The organism is Apibacter sp., from assembly GCF_025291155.1.
In the GTDB taxonomy this organism is placed as follows: domain Bacteria; phylum Bacteroidota; class Bacteroidia; order Flavobacteriales; family Weeksellaceae; genus Apibacter.
The window spans coordinates 1-23,958 of the sequence record NZ_JAMBJZ010000022.1; the positions used below are offsets into that span (position 1 = coordinate 1).

The window sequence follows — 23,958 nt, forward strand, 5'->3', positions numbered from 1 at the left end:
CGCGCCCACCATGGTGGGGGGCGGTCGTTAGCTCAAGTTACCAAATGGGGGATACTTTTCGCAGGTTCTCTTAGCGTAAATGTTTTAAGTTGGAAAGTGGGAATGTTTTGGTTTCCTGCAGGAATAGCCATATTAATTGCCATAATATCTTATATACTTATTCGTGATAATCCTCAAGCCTGTGGATTACCTAGCATAGAAGAATATAAGAATGATTTCCCTCCTAATTATTCTAAAGATTCTGAAAAAGTATTATCGACTAAAGAAATATTTTTTAAATATGTTTTTAATAATAAGATGCTTTGGTTTGTGGCTTTTGCTAATGCATTTGTTTATTTTATTCGATACGGAGTACAAGACTGGGCTCCTACCTATCTATCCGAAGTTAAAGGATATTCTCAAAGTGATATTAGTAATGCTTATTCTTATTATGAATTGGCCGCTATACCGGGAACCTTATTATGTGGCTGGGTGAGCGATAAGATTTTCAATGGAAAAAGAGCAATGACAACAATCATTTTTATGATTCTTGTTATCTTATCTATTGTCGTTTATTGGCAAAATCCGAGCAGCAAAGTTGTTGATTTAATCGCATTAACTGCAATCGGATTTTTTATCTATGGCCCGGTAATGTTAATTGGAGTTCAGGCGTTGGATTTAGCTCCTAAAAATGCTGCAGGAACTGCTGCAGGACTTACAGGATTTTTCGGTTACTTCATAGGAACTTCATTACTTGCTAATATAGTGATGGGTAAAGTGGTTGAATCTCTTGGTTGGTCTGCTAGCTTTCAATTGTTAATTGGTAGTGGCATTTTGTCCATTATCTTTATGGCCTTTACTTATAAAAAAGAGCAAGAATTAGATAAAAAATAAATTACGATATAAAAAAATTCTTTTTCTGTTTTTACTAAGTTTTGATTGTGATTAAATTTTTATGGATATAATTTTAAAAGTAATAAGATTTGTTTTTAGAGCAAATCATAGTTTAGAAAAGCTATGATTTAATGAGAGCAGTAATATAAAATAAATGTGAAGAAAGAAAGAAAAAAATTGGATGATTTAAAAACTAAATTTCCCTATTTTTTAATGCTGTAATCAGAATTTAACCATAAAATCTATCACAATCAAAACTTCTTAGTTAAAAAAATAGATAAAAATTCACATGAATAGTTTTCAAACTAAATAATATACAAACTAAATTCCCCTACAAAATGAGAAAAAATATGCTGGCTATGTTAGCGTGTGTAAGTGTAATAGCATCATCATGCAGTAGTGATGATAATAATGTATCAACAAATCATCAAGAAAAAGTTCATATCTTATCTCCTGAAATGCAGCACGTAAGGGATTACGTTCCTGAAAATGCTGTAATAGCACATAGAGGAACGTCTTATTGGGCTCCTGAATCTACAGAAGCTGCTTATCGATGGGCAAGAAATATAGGCGCCGACTACCTGGAAGCAGATCTTCAAATTACAAAGGATAGTGTTATTTTAGTAGTTCACGACAATCTTCTTACCAGAACGTCTAACATCAATAAAATCTATCCTGACAGAGCTGAAGATCCCGCTTCAACTTTTACTTATGAAGAATTATTAAAATTGGATGCCGGTACTTGGTTTAATCATGATAAAAACACCTCTCCGGATAGAGCAAGAACTAGCTTTTCAACACAAAAGCAATACATCAGTACTTTAGAAGACGTAATTATGTTTGCTCAAGGGAAACGTTTAAAAAGAGATGCTAACGGAGAAAGAATATGGAAAAAAACGAATACAGGATATACTTTCGAATATGAAGATGATCCGGCAGATAATGGAAACAGACCCGGTATTTATATTGAAACGAAAGAACCAAGTTTAAATCCGGGAATTGAAAAAGCATTAGTTAAAGAACTAGATCGCTTAGGCTGGAATATTATTAACAAACCGGCTACTGAATCCGATCATTTTAAAAATGGAAAAGTTAATGTGGGGAACACAAATGGAAAAGTTGTATTACAAACATTTTCACATAACAGCTTATTAATTTTAAAAGATATATTTAAAGGAAATATTCCAACCGCTTTACTTTTCTGGAAAGGAAAAGGACCTGACGATATACATGACGACCAAGAAGCCACTTATATTAAACATATAAATTTCGGAGTCGATAATTTAGCACAATTCGTTGGTCCATCAATCGCAGGAGGAACTCCTCCGGATAATTGGCCAGAATTATTAGAACCTTGGCAAGCTAAATTAATACATGAATCAGGCATGAAAATACATCCGTATTCATTTGATAACGAAGAACAAATGGGTAAATATTTTTCTTCTTGTGATGGAATGTTTACCAATCAGTCAGATCTAACTATTCGTTTCTATCACGAAAAACAACTTAGAAATGAAGGACCGGCTTATCAAAATGCTAAAACTGTTTTAACAGATTTAGGCTATTAAAAAATTTAATAAAATTATGGCTTTTCCAATACATATACATTACGTTTCATTTTAATACTATTTCACGAAACGTAACCCTTTTAAATCAATAATAATTAAGTGTTTATTAGAAAATAATTTGAAATAAATAAGAATGTGTTCTAAACTTTTCAAATTTCAAATTATTAAGCCATCATTATAATTTTTTGTTCAGTAAAAAAGAGAAAAATTGTTCAAAATAAAAGATATAAAATAAATATTAACATTATAAAAAATCAAATCATGAAAAAACTAATACTTGCACTATTAGTAGTAGTTGGATTCACTTCCATCAATGCTCAAAAATTAGCAAAGTCCGGAAGTAGTTACAAATTAAAAAAAGTTATTCCTGTAGAGGGTAGACAAGGTATTGCTATTGACAAAGATTATTATTATGTATCTAGCAGCACCGCATTATTTAAATATGATAAGAATGGTAATCTTATCACAAAAAATGATAAACCATTTACAAAATTCGAAAAAGAAGTAAATCATTTCGGAGATATCGATATTTATAACGGAGAAGTTTATACAGGAGTAGAATTTTTTGATGCAGGAGTCGTTCGTAATATTCAAATTGCCGTATATGATGCGGAAACTCTTGATTATAAATATTCCATCGATTTTGGTGAAATTGAGCAACCAGAAGTTAGCGGTATTACCATCGACAGAAAAAACAATGTAGCTTGGATGTCTGACTGGACTTCAGGATGGTATGTTTACAAATACGATTTAAAAACCAGAAAATACATAGGAAAGGTTCACTTACAACCTTCTCCACAATGGCAACAAGGAGTATATCATATAGACGGAAAACTTTTAATTACTTCCGATGATGGAGATTCAGATATTCCTGAAGCTGATAACATCTACATAGCCGATGTTAGCAATCCGGAACAAACCCGTGCTGAAGTATCTTTATTCAGATCTATTCCAGAATTTGAAAGAGCCGGAGAAATTGAAGGTCTTTCTATAGATCCGGTAACTAATGATTTAGTAATCCTTAACAATAGAGGTGCTATCATTAAAATGGGTATGCCTTCAGGTTTTTATCCTGGATATGATAGTGAAATTCATGAGTTATATATTTTTGAAAAGACTAAAAAATAATTTCTCTTCACCTTTTAATAATCATAAAGATGATAAGGTAAAGATAAAGTTTATTTAAGATAATATATCTTTACCTTATCCTATTAACTTATATTATAAAAACAAATTAAATACTTAAAAAAACTAACATGAATTTTAAAAGTAGTTTATCTCTTTTCTTAACGGCAACATTTATTTTAGGATATGGCCAAAAAGTTTCTCTTGAAAAATTTCAATCAGAAAGTGACACAATAAAAAGGAAAGCATCGCTTGTGGAACGTATGAATAGCGATAGCTCTCAGCTTTCTCAAGGAATCAAATTAAATTTTATTAAGGAGTTAACAGGTGCGGATGAAAACAGTTTTACACCTACTCTTAAATATGGTATTGGTATGGTATTGGAAACCATCTACCAACAAGTTCCAAAAGAACAAGGCCTTCACAAAGAAGCAAATTCAAGATATAATTTCCAACCGGCAGCTTTCAAAATAGGTTTCTTACATACAGACATGGATATTTCGCCTAAATTGAGCGCAAGCATGACTTGGAATTTACATTCTAGTAAAATTTCAGATGCATTTATCAAATATAAATTCAATCCATTGCTTAATTTACAAATAGGTCGTTTTAAAGGAGCTGGAAACAGAGCTGCTAATGAAACTTCTGCTTATGATTTGGATTTGGCTGATTTTACTTATACTTCTGAAAATCAAAGTGCCGCTCAAGGAGGTCCAGATTTAAGACACTATGGTATTAACGTTTCAGGTAACGTAAAAAACTTCGTAAGATATGCTTTTTTCTTACATAACAGTGACAGTAATCGAGACAGATACTGGTCTTCATTTAATGACGGTCCGTCCGAGGGTCAAGGAAATCACGGTTTAGAGTTTAAAAGCTGGGATGCTTCCCTACGTTTTTTCCCTGTAAAAAATGTTGAATTTGGAGGTCATATGGGATCCGTTAACCTTCCTGGAATGGGCTTTAAACAAGCTTGGGCTTACTCCGGATTTTTATATTATATAAATCCAAAAAAATACAAATTCAAATTTGATTACGGAACATTTAAAAATGTAAGATTTACAAGTGTTGATGAAAATGGAAATACTATATTTGTATCTCCTAATAATTTAGATTACACAAAACACGATTTTGTTAAAGTAAATAAACTGGGTTATTCATTTCTTGCAGGATTCAATATTACTCCAAAAATTGAGCCTGTTGCTAGATTTGAATATTTTAATCAAGGGAACAAAGATATTTCAGGATTTAATTATGAAAAACTTTACCTATATACTGCAGGGGTAAATTTTTACTTATACCCAAACAGTCCAAGAATGGCAAAATTAACAGCTTTCTATCAACATAGAGCTGAATCTGGAGGACCTAGCATTTCCAATGATTGGTTCGGTTTAAGTTACCAAATTGTATTATACAACAATACAAAAGGTGTTTTTTAACATAATAAATACATAAAATCAAAAATACATTTAAAAAAAGATTAATTTTAGAACAATGATCCAATTTTAAATGTATTTTCGTTTTTATTTTCAAAAGATAAATTAAATAACTAAAATCAAAAAAGATGAAAGAAAAATTCATTTTAGCTTTAGATCAGGGAACTACATCATCGAGAGCTATTTTATTTAATCATGGAGGAGAAATCGTTTCAGTAGCCCAAAAGGATTATACACAATATTTCCCAAAACCGGGATTAGTAGAACACAACCCTGAAGAAATTTGGTCTTCACAGATGTCTGTAGCTGCCGAAGCTATAGCAAAAAAAGGTATATCGGGGTTGGACATTGCCGCTATTGGTATTACCAATCAACGGGAAACTACAATCGTTTGGGACAGGGAAACCAGTGAAACCATTTACAATGCAATTGTTTGGCAGGATAGAAGAACTTCCAAATATTGCGATGAGCTTAAGGAACAAGGCTTGACCGATATGATCAGAGAAAAAACTGGTTTAATACTTGATGCTTATTTCTCAGGAACTAAATTAAAATGGATATTGGACAACGTTCCAGGAGCTAGAGAGAAAGCTGAGCAGGGAAAACTTTGCTTTGGTACTGTAGATACCTGGTTGGTTTGGAAGCTTACCAGAGGAAAAATGCATGTTACTGATGTTTCCAACGCTTCTCGTACCTTACTATTTAATATTCATACCTTGGAATGGGATGAGGATTTATTAAAATTATTCAACATTCCAAAGTCCATGCTTCCTGAAGTAAAACAAAGTAGTGAAGTGTATGGTGAAACTTCCACTACTCTATTCTCTACTAAAATTCCTATTTCCGGTATTGCAGGAGATCAGCAAGCTGCTTTATTCGGTCAATTATGTACCAATAAAGGAATGGCAAAAAACACCTATGGTACTGGGTGCTTCTTATTAATGAACACAGGAGAAGATGCGGTCTTATCTAAAAACAACCTATTAACAACTATAGCTTGGAAAATTAACGGAAAAACCTATTACGCGCTTGAAGGTAGTGTTTTTGTAGGAGGTGCGGTTGTGCAATGGTTAAGAGACGGGGCTAAAATTGTTAAAACTTCAGCAGATACTGAAAATCTTGCTAAGACCGTTCCCGATAATGGAGGCGTATATTTTGTACCGGCATTAACCGGTTTGGGAGCTCCCTATTGGGATCCATACGCTCGTGGAGGTATTTTAGGAATCACCAGAGGTACTACAGATGGACATATTGCCAGAGCTACTTTAGAAGGTATTGCTTATCAAGTATATGATTTAATAAAAGCAATGGAGGCAGATTCAGGTGTTCATGAAATTGAATTACGTGTTGACGGAGGTGCATGTTCCAATAATTTAATGATGCAATTCCAATCTGATATTTTCGGGTTTAATGTAATAAGACCAAAAACTTTGGAAACTACAGCATTAGGAGCTGCTTATTTAGCCGGATTAGCTGTTGGATATTGGAGTAGTATTGATGAACTTCAGGCTCAAAGATCGGTTGATCGAGTATTTAAACCTGAAATGGATAAAGATAAAGCTGAACATTACATTAAAGGTTGGAAAAGAGCCGTAAGTAGAGTTCTTAACTGGGTTGATGAGGAGGATAAATAATTGTTTATTTCCTTTCTTAAAAATTATAAAAAGCAGTTTAATCAATAATCTACTAAATTTAGAACAACCTTTTAATCAAAGTACATTAGATTTATATTTATGAGGTATTACTAATAATGCATATTTTATCATAAATCTACCTAATGGTTATGATAAATTTATTATTTAATATCTTATAAACTATTTCATAATAAATTGATAGATTTTACAGATGTTAATTTTTATAAGTTTTAAACTTTATAGAATTTGGCATCTGTAAATTCTATATTATATAATGTATGCTTAACAGTACTATACATTTTATAATAATCATTATAATTTATTTTATAGTTTTTAAAAGAATAAATACACAATTTTATATTAATTAAATTATAATTTTAATTTAATTTCAAATATTTTTTGCAATTTCTTAGATTTCATAAACATAATTTTATATTTTTACAAACTAAATTGAATATCATTTTAAAATAAAAACAAACTAAAAACACAATAATATGAAGAAGATTCTCATTTTACTTTCAATTTTCATATCTTCTATTTCAATGTATAGTCAAGAAATAGATCGATTAGATTTTAATCTTAGTTTACGATCCAATCATTTATGGAGAGGTATAACCGTCACAGACGGAGCTATGACCGATGTAGATATAAATTATGCATTGGATAATAAAAAATATCTCAAATTAGGAGTTTGGGGAGGTATAGGGCTAGGTGATACGAATGGAGAACATTACCATGAAATTAATTATTACATACATTACAGTACAGGTAAATGGGGAGTAGGTGTATGGGATGTATTTAATTCGACCGGTAGATTAAAAGGGGATAAAGATAATGATATATGGAACTACGATCGCAAAACAAGTGGTCACCGATTTGATTTCAGAGGTTATTTTGTATTTTCCGAAAACTTTCCTTTAAAACTTGATTATGGAACTTCTTTTTATGGCTGCGACAGAGATGAGAAAGGAGATCAAAGATGGTCTACTTACGCCGGTTTAAATTATCCAATAATAAAAGGTAAAGCTGTTGATTTAGACCTATTTTGTGGTGCTGCCTTTGGTCTTGCCGGTAAATCCAATTTTTATGGGAACGAGAAACATGATTTTGATATTGTAAATGCAGGAATTACGGCATCTAAAGATGTGAGCGTTCTAGGATATAAGTTACCTGTTTCAGCAACAGCCATGTGGAATCCATCTCGAAAAGAAGCAAGAGTTCAAATTGCAACTTCTCTCTTCTAAAAAATTATCTTTTCTTTATATACAAAAATTGCCGGTAAATTATATACCGGCAATTTTTATTTATTTAAGTCATATTATTATAAAGAAATAATTTCTAATTTTACATTCTTTGACCAAACTAAATACTTTATAATTAAATCAAAATATATTAAAGTAAAAAGACTATTTCTATAGATGCAAACATATATAAAAAGCTATTTAATATTATTATTTTTACTTTTTTCCCCTTTATGTCTTATTTCTCAAATTACTATTAAAATTGTAAATATTGAAACAAATTTTCCTATTGAAAATGCACCTGTTTATAATGAGGCAAATCATTTAATAGGTTTCTCGAATGAGGAAGGGATTATAAATTTAGATAATAATATTAATAAAATAACAATTCGAGCCAACGACTATCTCCCTAAAATAGAAATGATTGGTAAATTAGATAAAACCATATATTTGTTAAAAAAAATCGATAAAAAGAGTGATCCGAAAGCGGTATCAATTTTAAAAAAATTATGGGAAAATAGTAAAAAAAATAATGCAGATTATCTGAATACTTACAAATTCGATTCTTATGTAAAATTCACCTTAGATATGCCCTCAGATTCGGTTAGTTATATTTATACTCCTAAAAGAAAACTGGATACCTTAAATAATAAATTAAAGAGTTTTTTAGAAAAGAGTATGGTTTTTATCGGAGAAAGAACGATGCTTTATGAATATGATAAGAAATATGGAAAGAAAGGAATTGTAACGGCGTATAAAGCAGGAGGCTTTCATAATGCACAATTTTTTAATTTTTCCATTGCAAAATCATTCGTAAATGACTATCCTGAAATTTTAAAGCCTAGAGAAATGCAAGGTAATGTATCTAAATTAGTAGATAGCATTTATATAAATAATAGAAAAACTTATGTTATTTATACTTATTCACATGGAAAAGGCGAAACTCAATTTTATAAAAACCTGACCGTCTTTGTGGATTCTGAAAACTATGCTTTGGTAAAACTAATTGGAAATAATTCTAAGATTTCTAATATTTATTATGAAATAACCTACACCCCTTATGAAGGAATTTGGTATACAGAAGATGAGTTTATGAAGACCGAAATATTAAGTAGTAATTTTATAAAAAAAATAAATAAGTTACTTCCTAAAGGCTTACATTCTATTACTCGATTAAATACTACAGCCACCATAGATTCTCATATAACTAATTTTACTAATGATATTTCATATAGTCCTAAAGATTTTAAAGGCTATGAATATGCTATTTCTAAAGATGTTTCAAATCAAGTTGATGAAAAAATTTCATTGCTGCGAAAAGATTCTCTTACAAAACGTGAAGCTACTACCTATAGCGAACTAAATAGAATATTTGATAAATATAAGCTGGAATCTAGACTAAAATTTTTTAGGAAGCTTTCGGAAGGAGAGTTAGAATTAGGTTTTTTTAATTTCGATGTGTACAGTATGTTTAGTCACAATTTATATGAATCTTTTCGTTATCAGTTAGGAGGTCATACCAATTATAAATTCAGTAAAAAAACACGACTTGGTGGATATATTGCTAAAGCATCAAGAGATGAAGAAGCTAAAGGAGGGGCCGATGTGACTTTCTTTATTAATAAACAACATGGGGGAGAATTATCATTTAAAGCGGAAACTGACGTACTTCCTGTTGGGAGAACCAAAATAAAATATTTAACGGCTAAAGATGAGCTTACTGCTAAAACCAATAATATTTATAACGGCGATTATTTTAGCTACAGAAAAGTTGAATTATCTTATCAACAAGATTTTTTTAAAAATTTAGACATCACTTTTGTTGTTGATTATCAAAGACAACGTGTAAATTTTCATTACAAATTTAAAGATTATGATGAAAGTACCTGGTTTAATTATGTAAACACTGCCCTAAGATTACGTTATGCTCCCAATGTAAAATATATAGAATCTTCAAATGGCAAATATACATTACAAGATAAACCTCCTTATTATTATTTTACTTACTCAAAATCTTGGAAATTGTTTGAAAATAGTACAGGAATTCATCGTTTATATCTTTCCGCTTTATATACTTTTTTATCCAAAATGGGTAAAACCGAAATCATTGGAAATGTAGGGGCTACTTTTGGAGAAACGCCATTAATGGATTCATTTGAAGGCAATGGGGTCGCAAAACACGGAAAAAGTATTTGGGGAAGATTTAGCTTTAAAGGTTTTCAAAGTTTTGAAACTATGAAGCCTTCTTCCTTTTTTTCTGACAGGTTTGTATCTTTTCAATTTTCCCATCATTTTAGACCTTTACGTGTCAACGAATTCAAATCTTTACATTTTACCGTACTCTATAATGGACTTATTGGGTGGATGCCTGATAAAGATCTTCATTCCCTTTTTGAGTTCGATGTTCCAAAAGATTATTACCAGGAAGTTGGCTTCGAAGTAAATAAACTCTTATTAGGCCTTGTTGGAGTAGGCATTTATGTTCGTTTAGGTGCTTATAAGGTTGGAAATTTAGATCAAAATCTCTCTGTTAAGCTTAATATGGATATTTAAATTAATTTTCATCCAATTTAAATTAACTTACAGTTCTATTAGATTTATTAATAAAATTTTATTTATAAACCTCCTGATTAACTATATAGGGCAATTTTTCATGATTCAAAATGGATATAACATTTTTAGCACAAAAATTGTCATTGCACTTCGCGCTTCTTTAGTCGCAGAACCAATATGAGATGTAATAACAACATTTTCCATAGATAGCAAAGGGTTATTTGCCTTCATAGGTTCCGGTACGATTACATCCAATCCGGCACCCCAAATTATCTCTTCTTTGATTGCCTTTATTAAATTACTTTCATTAATTATTAAGCCTCTTGCCGTATATTATTATGGATGTTTTCTTCATCTTTTTAAAAGCCGAAATATCAAATATTCCTTTATTTTCTTCCGTCAAAGATGCATGTAAACATAATATCCGATCTATTCAATAATTCATCAAAAGAAACATAACAGGCGTTGAGTTCCTTCTCTACTTCTTCTTGTTTATGTCTATTATTGTACAGTATTTTCATTCTGTAAACATCTTTACATTTTTTTGCCATTTTAATACCAATATATGCCCCATGCCGAATATTCCTAAGGTTTTTCCATTTAACCCTTGCCCTAAATAATCTACAGATGAAAATACCGTTTTCCATTTCCCCTCTATAATTCTCCGATAATTAAAAAAGGCCTTTCTTGAAACAATTAACATCAGTAAAAAAGCCATGTCAGCAGTTGCATTACTGAGCACATCCGTTGAAATAACTTTTAATTGAGTAACTTCTTTAAAAAAACTTTTCGGAACTGGAGACATCGTTTATATAGGCACCTGTTTTCTTACATTTATCTATCAGTTCTTTAAGAGATATAGGGTTTGGATCCGTCCGCATTTCAACCTCTAAGCCTTCTTTTTTTACATCTCCATACCCACTTCAGGAGTTCTGTCTGAAATAATTACTTTCAAAATTTTGTATTTTTTAATAAAATAAAGTCCGGCATGAACCGGACTTTTATTTTTTTGTTTATTCTATTAAGATTAAGGATTAGTAGACCACAAAGAAGCATTGGGCAGCAACGCTCGTCTATTTAATTTTAAAATATCAACTACCAACTCCGCAAAATCTTCAGGCTGCAATACTTTTTCAGGATTTCCGTCTGTAATTTTCAATAATTTTATAGACATGTCTGAAGCAATGGTACTTGGTGTGAGTGTAGTTACCCGAATATTATTTTTTCTCATCTCATACATCAACGATTCAGACAGGGAAATTAACCCTGCTTTTGAAACACTATATGCTGATGTATTGGCACTACCTTTTAACCCAGCTGTTGAAGAAACATTAATTATATCTCCGCACTTTTTTTCTATCATTGACGGGAGTACAGCTCTTGCCATATAATAAGGTCCGAACAGATTGGTTTGTACAATTCTTTGCCACTCTTCCACAGGCATTTCCAAAAAACTTTGAAATCCTGATATTCCTGCATTGTTAATCAAGATATCAAAAGTGCCGAATTCGTTTTGTAATTTTTCAACGGCTGATTCTACTTCTTTCTGATTGGAAACATCAAAAACAGAATAGGCAACTTTCACTCCTTTTCCTTCTAATTCTTTTACGGTTTCCTTAATCGTGGTTTCATCTCTTCCTGTAATAGCTACCTCTACTCCTTCAGCAGCCAGAGCTAGAGCCACTGCCTTACCTAATCCGCGATTTCCACCGGTAACTATTGCTTTTTTTCCTGTTAGTTTTTGCATAATACTTATATATAAATTTACAATTTTGCTAATTCTGTATCGATAAAATCCATTTGTTCTTTACTTATTTTAACTTCAGCTGCTTTAGCATTTTGTTTGGCTTGATCTGAATTTCTAGCTCCCGCCAATGCGATGGTTATACCGGGCTGTTCTGCTGTCCATTTAAGCACCAATTGAGCCAAAGTCGCTCCTTGTTCATCTGCAATCGGTTTTATTTTTGCTAAAAAATCATCAATTCTTTTAATGCTATCCGGTTGATACATTTCCATATCACGTCTAGCATCTCCTTCTCCAAACTTATGATCCGGTTTAATTTTTCCGGTTAACAATCCTCTTTCCATAGGACTGTAAGCTAAGATAGACTTTTTATTTTTAATACAATAAGGAATTATATCTTTTTCTATTTTTCTATTTAACATACTATAAGGAAGTTGATCAGAAAGTATATTACAGGATTTATTTGCTGCCTCAATTTGAGACGTTGAACAATTACAAACTGAAGCATGTCGCACTTTACCTTGTTTGATCAATTCTGACACTGCTTCAAAAGTTTCTTCAATAGGGGTTACTGTTTCTGGCCAATGTAACTGATATAAATCGATATAATCTGTTCCTAAACGTTTTAAACTTTGTTCACATTCATAAATTACACTTTCTTTTCCTGCATATTTATAAATATCGATCTCCTTACCTGAGTTATCTTTGCTGTGCATGGCTAAATCTCCTTTAGCTAAATCCCAACGCATACCAAATTTAGTTAAAATTTGAACTTTATCTCTAGAAATTCCTTTAATAGCCTCTCCTACTATTGATTCACTAGTTCCTTGACCATATATTGGCGCAGTGTCTATAGAGGTGATTCCTGCATCGTATGCAGCTTTTATTGCTTCTACTGCAACTTTTCTTTCTGTTCCTCCCCACATCCATCCTCCAGCGGCCCATGCGCCGAATGTTATTACCGATAAAGACAAATCTGAATCTCCTATTTTTCTATGTTCCATGATTTTTTAGGTTTATTGATTAAATTTAATTTGTGTTAATGTATTTCTATTTATTTTTAATATTTATTTAATTTTATTAATTATTTTCAATAATTTAAAAGAAAATATTGTACCAATAAGGGAGAATTTTTGTAAAAATTAAAAAATGCATAATTTTAAATAGTTGATTTTTATTTATTTTAGACATTACATTTATCTAATTTAATGAGCTTTAATATTAAAATACACCGATTCCATCTGTCAAAATATTATGTATTTTCATAATAATTAAAAAATTTATTTTTTTATTTATTAAACCATTATATCAAATATTTTATATTTATCGATTAAAATAATATCGTTTACTATTACTAATTATTAATTCTATAGACTTTTTTCTTAATTATAAATAAAAATTATGCTATAATTATTTATTTTATAAGTTTAAAAAATAAATAATATTTATTTTTTTACCGTAATTAATTATTATGATTTTTTTAATTATTATACGTACATAGATTTATTAATTCTATAGTTATTATTAAAATAAACTATATTTTTTTGAATATATAATAATAATTACAATAAGTAAATACTAATTTATTTTAGATAAACATGTGTAATTTTGGAGGTTATTTTGATTTTTTTTAATATTATTTATATATTTACCCTATAAAAAAGATACCTTTATGTCAACATTAAGATTTTATGCTTTAAAAAGGCTTCCGTACTTACAGCCTAAAAATATAGAGATTCCAAAGAAATTATCTGAACTATATTGTGAAAACGTTTTCTCAGAATCTACTATGCGGGAATATCTTACTAAAGAAGCATACCAAAGCATTTTGGATGCCATAAAATACGGTAAGAAAATTACTAGAGAAATTGCAGATCAGGTGGCGGTAGCTATGAAAGAATGGGCAATGTCTAAGGGTGCTACCCATTATACCCATTGGTTTCAACCATTAACCGGAGAAACCGCGGAAAAACACGATTCTTTTTTCAACCCTATAGGAGAAGGTCGCGCCATAGAAAGATTCAGCGGTTCTTTATTAATACAACAAGAACCTGATGCCTCCAGCTTTCCTAACGGTGGAATACGCAATACTTTTGAAGCGAGAGGGTATACCGCTTGGGATCCTACCTCACCAGCTTTTATCATAGATACTACATTATGTATTCCTTCTATATTTGTTTCATACACCGGTGAAACATTAGATTATAAAACTCCGTTATTAAGGGCTTTACAATCTGTAGATGAGGCTGCTACCGAAGTTTGCCAATCATATTTTGATAAAAATGTTACTAAAGTTTATTCTACCTTAGGCTGGGAGCAAGAATATTTTTTAGTTGATTCTTCCCTTTTCCAAACTCGTCCTGATTTGGTTCTAACCGGACGTACTTTATTGGGTCATGCACCTGCTAAAGGTCAACAATTAGAAGACCATTACTTTGGTTCTATCCCTACTCGGGTAAGGAATTTCATGAAAGAGCTGGAAATTGATTGTATGCGCTTAGGTATCCCGGTAACTACCCGACATAATGAGGTTGCTCCCAATCAATTTGAGTTAGCACCTTTATTTGAAGAAGCGAACTTGGCCGTAGATCACAATTCCTTATTAATGGATGTTATGAAGAAAGTAAGTCGTAGACACGGTTTAAGCATATTATTCCATGAAAAGCCATTTGATGGAGTTAACGGTAGCGGAAAGCACAACAACTGGTCTCTTTCTACAGATACTGGAGAAAATTTATTAAGCCCTGGAAAAAATCCTAAGAAAAATCTTCAATTCTTAACTTTTTTTATTAACACCATTAAGGCCGTACACGATTATGGAGATTTATTACGTTCCTCAATTGCATCTGCAGGTAACGATCACAGACTAGGAGCCAATGAAGCTCCACCGGCTATTATCTCAATCTTTATAGGTTCTCAGCTTACTGCAGTTTTAGATGAACTTGAAAAAGTTACCAAAGGCAAGCTTTCTCCCGATGAAAAAACCGATCTTAAACTAAACATAGTTGGGAAAATTCCAGAGCTTTTACTTGATAATACAGATCGTAACAGGACTTCTCCTTTTGCTTTTACCGGAAACAAATTTGAATTCAGAGCGGTTGGATCTCAAGCAAATTGCGGAGAACCTATGACCATTTTAAATACCATAATGGCTTACCAATTACAAAAATTCAAAAAAGAAGTAGATGATCTAATTGCTAAAGGTCTTAAAAAGGATGAAGCAATATTTAATATTTTAAGAGATTATATTACAGCCTCTCGAAAAATTTTATTTGAAGGGGACGGATATAGTGAAGAATGGGTTCATGAAGCTGAAAAAAGAGGCTTAAAAAATAAAAAGACTACACCGGAAGCTTTAAAATTTGAATTAGAAAAAAAATATATTGAACCTTTTGAAAAATTAAAAATCTTATCTACAAAAGAAATTGAAGCTAGAAATGAAATCAAGTTGGAAAAATATTCTAAAATGATTTCTATTGAAGCTAAGGTTTTGGGAGATATGGCAAGAAATCATATTGTTCCTGTAGCAGTTGATTATCAAACTAAGTTGATTGAAAATGCTAAAGGTCTAAAAGATATTTTTGGAGAGGATGTAATGAAATCTATGTGTAAAGAACAACTAGATCTTATTAAAAACATTTCTACTCATATCACAGAAATTAAAAGCGGTGTTGATAAACTGTTTAAGGAAAGGGATAAGGCGATCGCTATTTCTGATCCTGTTAAACAAGCAGAAACCTTTTGTAATAAAGTAAAACCTATATTTGACAAAATTAGAGAACATTCCGATACACTTGAAATGCTAATTGATAATGAAATGTGGCCATTGACTAAATATAGAGAATTACTTTTCACTTTAAGATAGAAAGATTATTATCAGTTATTCATCATATCAGAGAGTCGATAAATTTATCGGCTCTTTTTTTTACATCAAATTTATTTACCCAATTGGTATATAAAATCGATTTAAACGTTTAAATCATTAATAAAACCATTTTCTTATTTATAACGAATATAAATATCATTCTTAGATACTAAAAACGGTAAATGTCATATTTTATAAATCTATTAATATCTACTTTTGAGGCCTATAAATTTTATAAAACTAAGCTTACTATATGACAATACCGGCATTTAAGTATCAGGAAACTTTTGAACAGGGAAAAGATACAACTGAATACTATTTACTAACTAAAGATTATGTTTCAACTACTACGTTTGAAGGAAAAGAAATACTTAAAATTGAGCAAGAAGGTTTAACTCTTTTGGCTCAACATGCTTTTCATAATGTTGAATTTTTACTTCGACCTGAACACCAAAAACAAGTAGCTAGCATATTATCAGATCCTGATGCCAGTGAAAACGATAAATTTGTAGCACTTACCTTCCTACGAAATTCCGAAATATCAGCTAAAGGTATTCTTCCTTTTTGTCAAGATACGGGTACTGCTATAATCATGGGAAAAAAAGGACAACATGTATGGACAGGGGGTAATGATGAAGAGGCTTTATCTAAAGGAGTATACAATACTTTTACTTCTGATAATCTTCGATATTCGCAAAATGCGCCTTTGGACATGTATAAGGAAATTAATACAGGCACTAATCTTCCCGCCCAGATCGATTTATACGCGGTTAACGGTCAGGAATACAAATTTTTATTTGTAGCAAAAGGTGGAGGCTCGGCCAATAAAACCTATTTATACCAAGAAACTAAAGCACTTTTAAATCCTGACAAATTATTTTCATTTTTAGTTGAAAAAATGAAATCTTTAGGGACAGCTGCTTGTCCTCCTTATCATATAGCTTTTGTTATTGGGGGAACTTCCGCAGAAACGAATTTGAAAACAGTTAAACTTGCATCTACAAAATACTATGATAACTTAGCAACTTCAGGAAATGAAGGTGGACGTGCATTTCGAGATCTAGAAATGGAAAAGAAGCTATTGCAGGCAGCTCAAGAATTGGGATTAGGAGCTCAATTCGGAGGGAAATTTTTTGCTCACGACATTAGGGTTATCCGTCTTCCTCGACATGGTGCATCCTGTCCTGTAGGTATGGGCGTGTCCTGTTCTGCTGATCGAAACATTAAAGCTAAAATAAATAAAGACGGCATTTGGATTGAAAAACTTGAAGACAATCCTGCTAGACTTATTCCGGAACCTTATCGAAAAGCTGGGGAGGCTGGCGGCATTAAAATCGATTTAAATCGCCCTATGAAAGAGATTCTTTCTGAGTTATCAAATTATCCTGTTTCTACTCGATTATCATTATCAGGAACCATAATTGTGGGAAGGGATATTGCTCATGCTAAGCTACAAGAAAAACTTGATAATGGAGAAGAATTGCCGCAATATATTAAAGATCACCCAATTTATTATGCCGGACCTGCAAAAACGCCTGCAGGATATGCTTCGGGTTCCATGGGACCTACAACCGCCGGAAGAATGGATTCTTATGTAGACTCTTTTCAGTCACATGGTGGGAGCTTAATTATGATTGCTAAAGGGAATAGAAGCCAACAAGTAACAGATGCTTGTCATAAGTATGGAGGCTTTTACTTAGGTAGCATAGGGGGACCTGCTGCCATACTGGCTCAAACAAACATTAAAAGTTTAGAATGTTTAGAGTATCCTGAACTAGGAATGGAAGCTATTTGGAAAATAGAGGTTGAAAATTTTCCAGCATTTATTCTTGTGGATGATAAAGGCAATGATTTTTTTCAACAAATTAAAGGAAACACTTGCAATATTTGTTAAATAAATTACTCTTTATTAAAGAAAAGCAGCTTAACGTGTTAAGCTGCTTTTTACATATTTATAAAGTTTGTTAATGTTTTCCTTAATTTATCAAAAAGAGAATTATTATAAGATTATCTTATTTTTTAGCCTGATCTTCTTTGATTATAGTACTTTTTATATTCTTATTCATTTTGAATTTCTTAAATTCTTCTAAATCATATACTGGACAAGCTCCTATATGATTAGTTATAAATGCTCCTAAAGCTATTGCTTCTTCAATGGAATCTGATATTGAAAAACCTTGAGCTCTTTTAGCTAAAAATCCTGCTAGAAAGGAATCTCCACTTCCAACGGTATCTTTAATTTCTACTTGAATTGCTTCTGAATAAATGTATTGATCTTGATTGCAATAAACCGCTCCCTTGCTTCCTTTGGTAACAATTAAACCGTCCAAAGAGAAGCATCTTCTTATGTATTTTATGGCTTCTTCTTCTTCTGTATATTCTTTTCCTACCCAATCTAAAAGAAGCCTTAGTTCAGCTTTATTCATTTTCACTAAATCTGCTTTTTTCATAAATTCAATGATCGATACTTGTGATATATAAGGTGGGCGCAAATTGATATCAAAAATTTTATAAGGAGCAACTTCTAATAGCTTTATAAGCGTACTTTTTGACAAGTTATTTCTGCTTCCTAAACTTCCAAATACAAAACCTTGTGAATTTTTTACTAAATTTTCGTATTCTTGTTTCCATTCTATAAAATCCCAGGCTACCGGTTCAACAATAGTATAGTGGGCCTCATTATTTTTATCTATTTCGGCTATTACAGTACCCGTATCATATTTATTATTTATTTGGCATTCATCAACTGGTATCGATGCTTCTTTCACTTTTTCAATCAATTCTTTACCTAATTCATCGTTTCCCACACAACTAATCATTCTTCCATCAATACCCATTTTATTGAGATGGTAAGCAACGTTAAACGGAGCTCCTCCTATTTTCTTTCCTGCTGGAAATATATCCCATAATATTTCTCCAAAACAAATGATTGGCTTCATGTTTATAAATTTTAAAATTATATTATTTTTTTATGAAGAGTGTTTTATTATTAACTTGGAGTTATAAACTCTCGGTTTAATTTTTAAATTTTTGCCTTCAATCAATCCGGTAATTAATTCTACAGCTTCTTTGGCTATTTCATATAAAGGTTGCTTTATATGAGACACCGGAACTTTAAAAATATCAAAGGCCTCTGATTCATCGAAGGTAATAAGTGCTAATTCATCAGGTATTTTTATATCTACCGTCATTAATTTTTTAAGTCCTGAAAGTGCTAATTTATTAGTTGCAAAAAACAATGCATCTATTTTAGCTTCTTCGAACAGAAAATAGTCTATTGCTTTTGCAACCTCTCTATCAATGTTTGCTTCATTAATATATTTTATATTTTCCGATTTGCTAATTAATCCTTTATCTGAAACAGCTCTTTTATATCCGTTTACTCTTTCATTTAAATGAATTAATTCTGTTTCAAAAGCTAATAAGCCTATATTCTTTTTTCCTCTCTTTATCAAATGTTCCGTAGCTTGATAAGATGCACCGTAATTATTCGTTGTAATTACAGGTAAATCGATATTATTAAAATATCTGTCAATTAAAACAACTGGTACCTGAGAATTTGCTAATTCTAGTATACACTTTTCTGAACCTTGTACTGGCGCAATTATAAATCCATCTACCTGTCTGTCCTGAAAAATATTTATTAGTTGTTCCAATTTTTCTACTTTTTCATCTGAGCTTCCAATAAGAATTAAATATCCCTTATTACTCATTTCATCTTCTATAATTCTAGCTATTTGCGAAGCAAAGGGATTTGCTATATCTGCTACTAGCAAGGCAATTGTATGTGTCTTTTTTGCCTTAAGACTTTGCGCTATACTATTAGGTCGATAATTAAGTTCTTTTGCTGCGCTTTTAATCTTCTCTGCAGTAAGTTTATTTATTCTATTTGTATGACGATCATTCAAAACATAAGAAACCAACGCAGTTGATACACCTGCTTTTAAAGCAACATCTTTAATGGACACTTTCTTTTTCATAGTATTCTTATTTAAAATTTTTGTCTATAAACCTAATTCTTTTTCTATCTGTTCTAAAGATTTTCCCTTAGTTTCAGGAATCCAAATCTTAACAAAGATAAAAGCTAATACGGTAAATATCCCAAAAATTCCAAATAAAGCGCTATCACCTAGGTTAGCTCGAATAATTGGAGCAAAGTATACAGTTAAAAATGTACATCCCCAACTTATCGCTGTAGAAAAAGACATTGCTATTCCTTTAATTCTGTTAGGGTAAATTTCAGATATAATTACCCACATTACGGGAGCAAAGGAAGCTGCAAAAAAAGATATATATCCTAATAATGCAATTAAAACTCCCATACTATTTTTTTCGGGTTGTAAAAAAGCATATGTCAAATATCCTAAAGAAATAGCCATTCCAAACGCTCCCCATAATAAAAGGGTTTTGCGACCTTTGGAGTCAACCAATTTCAAAGCAACTATTGTCATCAGTACGTTTACAATACCTACAATCATTGATTGTAATAAAGCCGTATCCCCTCCTACTCCTGCAGAACGAAAAATGTCCGGAGCAAAAATCAATACAGCATTTATACCTGTTATCTGTTGGAAAGCAGCTATAAGTGTACCTATTGCAACTATTTTGCCAGTTTTTCCTGTAAATAATTCTTTACTACTTGCCTTTTCTTTGTTTTTTTCAGCATTAATAGACTTTTCCATTTCTGGCAATTCTTTTTTCACATAGTCATCTCCTCCTATTTTATTTAAAATCAATACTGCTTCCTCTTTTTCACCTTTAGCTAATAACCATCGAGGACTTTCTGGAAAAGAAAACACTAAATAGATTAGGAAGACAATTCCAAAAATCGCAGGAACTCCCAACATATATCTCCAACTCTCTTGACCTAAATTAAGTAAGAAATAATCAAAAACGTAAGCAAGAAATATACCTATTGTTATTGCAAATTGATTGAACGATACTAGTGTTCCTCTTTTATTTGCGGGGGAAATTTCAGATATATACATAGGCCCTACTACGGAAGTTGCTCCAACGGCAAAACCTGAAAGAACTCTAAAAATAGTTAGTCCCAAAAAACCTGTTGAAAAAGCGCAACCTAATGAAGAAATTATGTAGATCAGCGCCGTAATAATCATTACATTTTTACGACCATATTTTTCAGCGATGCTTCCGGTAAAGAAAGCTCCTATTAAACAACCAATCATTAAAAAGCTGGCAACTGTACCTAGACCGCTATCACTTAAGTTAAAATCTTGCTTAATGAGATCATTAGCTCCTGCTATTCCGGCCATATTTAATCCGAACATAAGACCTCCGTTTACTGCTACAAATGTAATCCAATAGAGATATTTTGTTTTCATAAGAAAATTATAATTTGTGGTTTCAATGGTAAAATTATGTTATTTAATCGATTAAATAACATTGTATCAAATGAATTATATCATGTTATAAAGTTATATATTTCACAAATACTTATATTTTTAACTAAAATAACCTACTAATTAGGCTATATCATATTATTTAAACACAATTTATTAATTAGTATCATTTTTATCTAAATAAACTTATATTTATCTTATAAAGTCATTTATATAATTAAAAGGTAGTATTTTTATAAAAGATTTTTAATTTAAGATATGTTGCAAAATATTTTTTTTCAAACAAGACAAGTACATTTTTTTATAAATGATATAGATAAATATAACATCTTTTCATCAATTACATTTTATGTTAACCGTTTAAATTTATTTATTTTATCTCTAAACAAATGGATATATTAAATAAGTTATTTATATTAATGTTGATTATTATCTTTTGTAAGAAAATTAATGAATATGGTTAACGATTGAAATAAAATATTGGATAAAGTTGATTTTATAAAGTTTATTAAAAAAATCAGATTTTATATACATAGATCATGAAATAAATTACTAAAATAAAGATAAAATAAACAAAAGAAGAAAATTTATTAAAATTTAATTTATCTATTAAACAAGTAAAAAATTAATCCTAAATAAGATAAATATAATAAAAAGTAATAATAAAAGCCCTAAAAAATATTAGGGCTTATTTTATATCTACTTGTGTAAAATTGTATATAATTACTAATAATAATTTGAAGTTTTTTATTATAAACCTCGTTTAATGAAATTTATTTTACAACCTTCTATATTATATTTGAAGGGAAACTATAACTAATAAAAGGTGATTTATTCGAGAGAAATTAATCATAGTAATTATTTTTAGTTGCTTTTTTACTTTTCTTAGTAATTTTAGGTGGATATTTTTTGAATAATAATTTAACTGTTGAATTGTAAAATGAAGCTTTATTAGCAGTAGAATAATTATAAGGCTTGGAATCGATGACTTTTGCTGTCCATACTAATTTTTTTGTAATCGCGTCATCAAAATCTATTTTGAAAAAATAATCTGTAACTTTTCTATTTTTTACAGGGATGCCAACATTGGTACCTAATCCAAACCATCCATTACCACCTCCAATTCCTAAATTTACTGTGTTATAGGATTGCTTACCAATTTCGTTATTTACTTCTAAGGCAATAAATACATCTGGATTATCTGTATCCTTTTGTAATCCCTTGGATTGCAAAACAGCATCTAGATTCTTCATAAAATTAGTACTGTCAATCTTATTATTTAATTTAATTTGATTATCAGTATAATAATTATAAGTTCTAATTTTTGAGAAATTGTACTCAGAATCATAATCCATAGAAAGATTATCGGTTGCACACGACACCAATACTATTAAAAAGATAAATGATAGCCAATGAAATTTCATGAAATAAAACAATTTAAAGTTAATACACTAACAAATTTACTAATATTTTAGTCATCATCTGAGTTTTTATCTGGAATTTGACTTATTTATGTGATTGTTATCAGGTTTACGTTTTTTTATGTTAAAACTATACTTCCATGTTATAATTTTACACCTGTTAATTAATGCTTCTTTATGACAGAAACTTCTATTGAAATAAAATTTGCAAGCGAAGTCATTTCAGATATTGCTATAAGCCTTATCATGAATGGCGCAAATACCTCTCGGACATTAAAAAATACACAAAGGATAGCCAACGCATTGGGCTATGATGCAGATCTATTTTTCTCTCTTTCCGGAGTTGTTTTAAGTGTAAGAGATCAAAAAACAAATGTAATACATACCATTGTACGTGCTATTCCTCATATAGGCGTAAATTTCGAAATTGTTTCCGAAATAAGTATTTTATCCTGGAGAGTTGTTCATGAAAAAATGAATGTAAATTCAGTTAACGAAGAATTTAATTCTATAAAAAAAATAAATCATTATCCTAAACCTGCTATCTGGTTTTTTGTAGGGCTTGCCGGTGCTAGTTTGTGTAGGATACTCAATGGAAGTTGGATTGAATTTTTCATAACTTTTTTTGCTACTGTTATGGGCATACTTGCTCGACAATTTTTAACACAAAAAAAATTCAACATTTTTATAATTTTTACTGTTGCTTCTTTTACCGCTGTATCTGTAGTAAATATATTCCGAATTATTACCGGGCTTGAACTTAAAAGTGCTTTTGCCGCAAGTGTTTTATTTTTAATTCCAGGAGTTCCTCTTATTAATTCATTTATAGATATATTGGAAGGGTATGTGATGCAAGGTATAGCAAGAGGGATGCATGGGTCAATGTTAATTTTCGTTATCGCTATGGGTTTATTTTTATCATTATTTTTATTTGGTTATGGATTTAATTAGTTTTTTTACTGTTAGTGAAAGTGTCTCAATTTGGGAAAAAATATTTTGGTCTATGTGGGTATCAATAGGCTTTGCTGTAATTTTTAGGACTCCTTATCGTTCTATGTGGGCAGTTGCTTTATTAGGAGGTTTAGGTTTTAGTTGTAGGGCAATTTTACTACATTATTTCGAAAACCAAATTGTATTT

19 protein-coding genes and 1 pseudogene are annotated in these 23,958 nt (G+C 30.8%); 11 read left to right on the plus strand and 9 right to left on the minus strand.

The window, feature by feature from the left end:
- The 7 genes from M3Z80_RS03820 to M3Z80_RS03850 all read left to right on the plus strand — a co-directional run.
- Positions 1-873 (plus strand): MFS transporter (locus tag M3Z80_RS03820; RefSeq protein ID WP_293917733.1); only part of this gene is annotated, 873 nt, incomplete at its 5' end.
- A 338-nt stretch (positions 874-1,211) separates the two neighbouring features.
- A complete protein-coding gene (locus tag M3Z80_RS03825) occupies positions 1,212-2,441 on the plus strand; it encodes a glycerophosphodiester phosphodiesterase family protein (RefSeq protein ID WP_293917735.1) in 1,230 nt (409 codons plus the stop codon).
- A 261-nt stretch (positions 2,442-2,702) separates the two neighbouring features.
- A complete protein-coding gene (locus M3Z80_RS03830; RefSeq protein ID WP_293917737.1) occupies positions 2,703-3,569 on the plus strand; it encodes a YncE family protein in 867 nt (288 codons plus the stop codon).
- A gap of 128 nt (positions 3,570-3,697) precedes the next feature.
- Entirely contained in the window at positions 3,698-5,005 is a 1,308-nt protein-coding gene (locus tag M3Z80_RS03835) for a hypothetical protein (protein ID WP_293917738.1), read from the plus strand.
- 125 nt (positions 5,006-5,130) lie between these two features.
- On the plus strand, positions 5,131-6,636 hold the full coding sequence (gene glpK / locus M3Z80_RS03840) for a glycerol kinase GlpK (protein ID WP_293917740.1): 1,506 nt from the start codon (positions 5,131-5,133) through the stop codon (positions 6,634-6,636).
- A gap of 494 nt (positions 6,637-7,130) precedes the next feature.
- Positions 7,131-7,880: a hypothetical protein gene (locus M3Z80_RS03845; RefSeq protein ID WP_293917742.1), complete on the plus strand. Its 750-nt coding sequence runs from the start codon at positions 7,131-7,133 to the stop codon at positions 7,878-7,880.
- 174 nt (positions 7,881-8,054) lie between these two features.
- Positions 8,055-10,430: a hypothetical protein gene (locus M3Z80_RS03850; RefSeq protein ID WP_293917744.1), complete on the plus strand. Its 2,376-nt coding sequence runs from the start codon at positions 8,055-8,057 to the stop codon at positions 10,428-10,430.
- A 105-nt stretch (positions 10,431-10,535) separates the two neighbouring features.
- Here the strand turns inward: M3Z80_RS03850 and M3Z80_RS03855 are convergent.
- From M3Z80_RS03855 to M3Z80_RS03875, 5 genes and pseudogenes are all read right to left on the minus strand, one after another.
- Positions 10,536-10,748 (minus strand): annotated as a pseudogene (locus tag M3Z80_RS03855) (NAD(P)-dependent oxidoreductase); the annotation flags it as partial.
- 68 nt (positions 10,749-10,816) lie between these two features.
- Complete coding sequence (locus tag M3Z80_RS03860) at positions 10,817-10,951, minus strand: hypothetical protein (protein WP_293917746.1); 135 nt, start codon at positions 10,949-10,951, stop codon at positions 10,817-10,819.
- Positions 10,948-11,235 carry a Rossmann-fold NAD(P)-binding domain-containing protein gene (locus M3Z80_RS03865; protein ID WP_293917748.1) on the minus strand — a complete coding sequence of 96 codons (288 nt, stop codon included), beginning with the start codon at positions 11,233-11,235 and terminating at the stop codon, positions 10,948-10,950. Before M3Z80_RS03865 ends, M3Z80_RS03860 begins: the two co-directional genes overlap by 4 nt.
- A 222-nt stretch (positions 11,236-11,457) precedes the next feature.
- The gene (locus M3Z80_RS03870; protein WP_293917750.1) at positions 11,458-12,177 is read right to left on the minus strand and encodes a 3-ketoacyl-ACP reductase; all 720 of its coding nucleotides are present in this window, start codon (positions 12,175-12,177) and stop codon (positions 11,458-11,460) included.
- A gap of 17 nt (positions 12,178-12,194) precedes the next feature.
- Entirely contained in the window at positions 12,195-13,178 is a 984-nt protein-coding gene (locus M3Z80_RS03875; RefSeq protein ID WP_293917752.1) for an aldo/keto reductase, read from the minus strand.
- 668 nt (positions 13,179-13,846) lie between these two features.
- Between M3Z80_RS03875 and M3Z80_RS03880 the strand changes: the two genes are divergently transcribed.
- Both M3Z80_RS03880 and M3Z80_RS03885 read left to right on the plus strand, forming a co-directional pair.
- A complete protein-coding gene (locus tag M3Z80_RS03880; protein WP_293917754.1) occupies positions 13,847-16,039 on the plus strand; it encodes a glutamine synthetase III family protein in 2,193 nt (730 codons plus the stop codon).
- A gap of 253 nt (positions 16,040-16,292) precedes the next feature.
- A complete protein-coding gene (locus M3Z80_RS03885; protein WP_293917756.1) occupies positions 16,293-17,933 on the plus strand; it encodes a fumarate hydratase in 1,641 nt (546 codons plus the stop codon).
- A gap of 118 nt (positions 17,934-18,051) precedes the next feature.
- Here M3Z80_RS03885 and M3Z80_RS03890 read toward each other — a convergent pair whose 3' ends face one another.
- The 4 genes from M3Z80_RS03890 to M3Z80_RS03905 form a co-directional block, all read right to left on the minus strand.
- Positions 18,052-18,978 (minus strand): carbohydrate kinase family protein, encoded by a 927-nt coding sequence (locus M3Z80_RS03890; RefSeq protein ID WP_293917758.1) that lies wholly within the window; start codon positions 18,976-18,978, stop codon positions 18,052-18,054.
- 30 nt (positions 18,979-19,008) lie between these two features.
- Complete coding sequence (locus M3Z80_RS03895) at positions 19,009-20,019, minus strand: LacI family DNA-binding transcriptional regulator (RefSeq protein ID WP_293917760.1); 1,011 nt, start codon at positions 20,017-20,019, stop codon at positions 19,009-19,011.
- A gap of 24 nt (positions 20,020-20,043) precedes the next feature.
- The gene (locus M3Z80_RS03900) at positions 20,044-21,381 is read right to left on the minus strand and encodes a sugar porter family MFS transporter (protein WP_293917762.1); all 1,338 of its coding nucleotides are present in this window, start codon (positions 21,379-21,381) and stop codon (positions 20,044-20,046) included.
- Between the two features lie 863 nt (positions 21,382-22,244).
- Entirely contained in the window at positions 22,245-22,823 is a 579-nt protein-coding gene (locus tag M3Z80_RS03905) for a DUF4136 domain-containing protein (RefSeq protein ID WP_293917764.1), read from the minus strand.
- A 174-nt stretch (positions 22,824-22,997) separates the two neighbouring features.
- Here M3Z80_RS03905 and M3Z80_RS03910 point away from each other — a divergent pair, with 174 nt between their 5' ends.
- Both M3Z80_RS03910 and M3Z80_RS03915 read left to right on the plus strand, forming a co-directional pair.
- Positions 22,998-23,771: a threonine/serine exporter family protein gene (locus M3Z80_RS03910; RefSeq protein WP_293917765.1), complete on the plus strand. Its 774-nt coding sequence runs from the start codon at positions 22,998-23,000 to the stop codon at positions 23,769-23,771.
- A partial coding sequence (locus tag M3Z80_RS03915) for a threonine/serine exporter family protein (RefSeq protein WP_293917766.1) occupies positions 23,758-23,958 on the plus strand: 201 nt, incomplete at its 3' end. The genes M3Z80_RS03910 and M3Z80_RS03915, both read left to right, overlap by 14 nt.

Excerpts from the sequence above, each read along its gene's own strand:
- M3Z80_RS03870 (WP_293917750.1), bottom strand. The coding sequence starts at position 12,177 with ATGCAAAAACTAACAGGAAAAAAAGCAATAGTTACCGGTGGAAATCGC.
- M3Z80_RS03880 (WP_293917754.1), top strand. The coding sequence starts at position 13,847 with ATGTCAACATTAAGATTTTATGCTTTAAAAAGGCTTCCGTACTTACAG.
- M3Z80_RS03835 (WP_293917738.1), top strand. The coding sequence starts at position 3,698 with ATGAATTTTAAAAGTAGTTTATCTCTTTTCTTAACGGCAACATTTATT.
- M3Z80_RS03865 (WP_293917748.1), bottom strand. The coding sequence starts at position 11,235 with ATGTCTCCAGTTCCGAAAAGTTTTTTTAAAGAAGTTACTCAATTAAAA.
- M3Z80_RS03910 (WP_293917765.1), top strand. The coding sequence starts at position 22,998 with ATGACAGAAACTTCTATTGAAATAAAATTTGCAAGCGAAGTCATTTCA.
- M3Z80_RS03905 (WP_293917764.1), bottom strand. The coding sequence starts at position 22,823 with ATGAAATTTCATTGGCTATCATTTATCTTTTTAATAGTATTGGTGTCG.
- M3Z80_RS03825 (WP_293917735.1), top strand. The coding sequence starts at position 1,212 with ATGAGAAAAAATATGCTGGCTATGTTAGCGTGTGTAAGTGTAATAGCA.
- M3Z80_RS03830 (WP_293917737.1), top strand. The coding sequence starts at position 2,703 with ATGAAAAAACTAATACTTGCACTATTAGTAGTAGTTGGATTCACTTCC.
- M3Z80_RS03860 (WP_293917746.1), bottom strand. The coding sequence starts at position 10,951 with ATGAAAATACTGTACAATAATAGACATAAACAAGAAGAAGTAGAGAAG.
- M3Z80_RS03895 (WP_293917760.1), bottom strand. The coding sequence starts at position 20,019 with ATGAAAAAGAAAGTGTCCATTAAAGATGTTGCTTTAAAAGCAGGTGTA.
- M3Z80_RS03900 (WP_293917762.1), bottom strand. The coding sequence starts at position 21,381 with ATGAAAACAAAATATCTCTATTGGATTACATTTGTAGCAGTAAACGGA.
- M3Z80_RS03850 (WP_293917744.1), top strand. The coding sequence starts at position 8,055 with ATGCAAACATATATAAAAAGCTATTTAATATTATTATTTTTACTTTTT.
- glpK (WP_293917740.1), top strand. The coding sequence starts at position 5,131 with ATGAAAGAAAAATTCATTTTAGCTTTAGATCAGGGAACTACATCATCG.
- M3Z80_RS03845 (WP_293917742.1), top strand. The coding sequence starts at position 7,131 with ATGAAGAAGATTCTCATTTTACTTTCAATTTTCATATCTTCTATTTCA.
- M3Z80_RS03875 (WP_293917752.1), bottom strand. The coding sequence starts at position 13,178 with ATGGAACATAGAAAAATAGGAGATTCAGATTTGTCTTTATCGGTAATA.
- M3Z80_RS03890 (WP_293917758.1), bottom strand. The coding sequence starts at position 18,978 with ATGAAGCCAATCATTTGTTTTGGAGAAATATTATGGGATATATTTCCA.
- M3Z80_RS03885 (WP_293917756.1), top strand. The coding sequence starts at position 16,293 with ATGACAATACCGGCATTTAAGTATCAGGAAACTTTTGAACAGGGAAAA.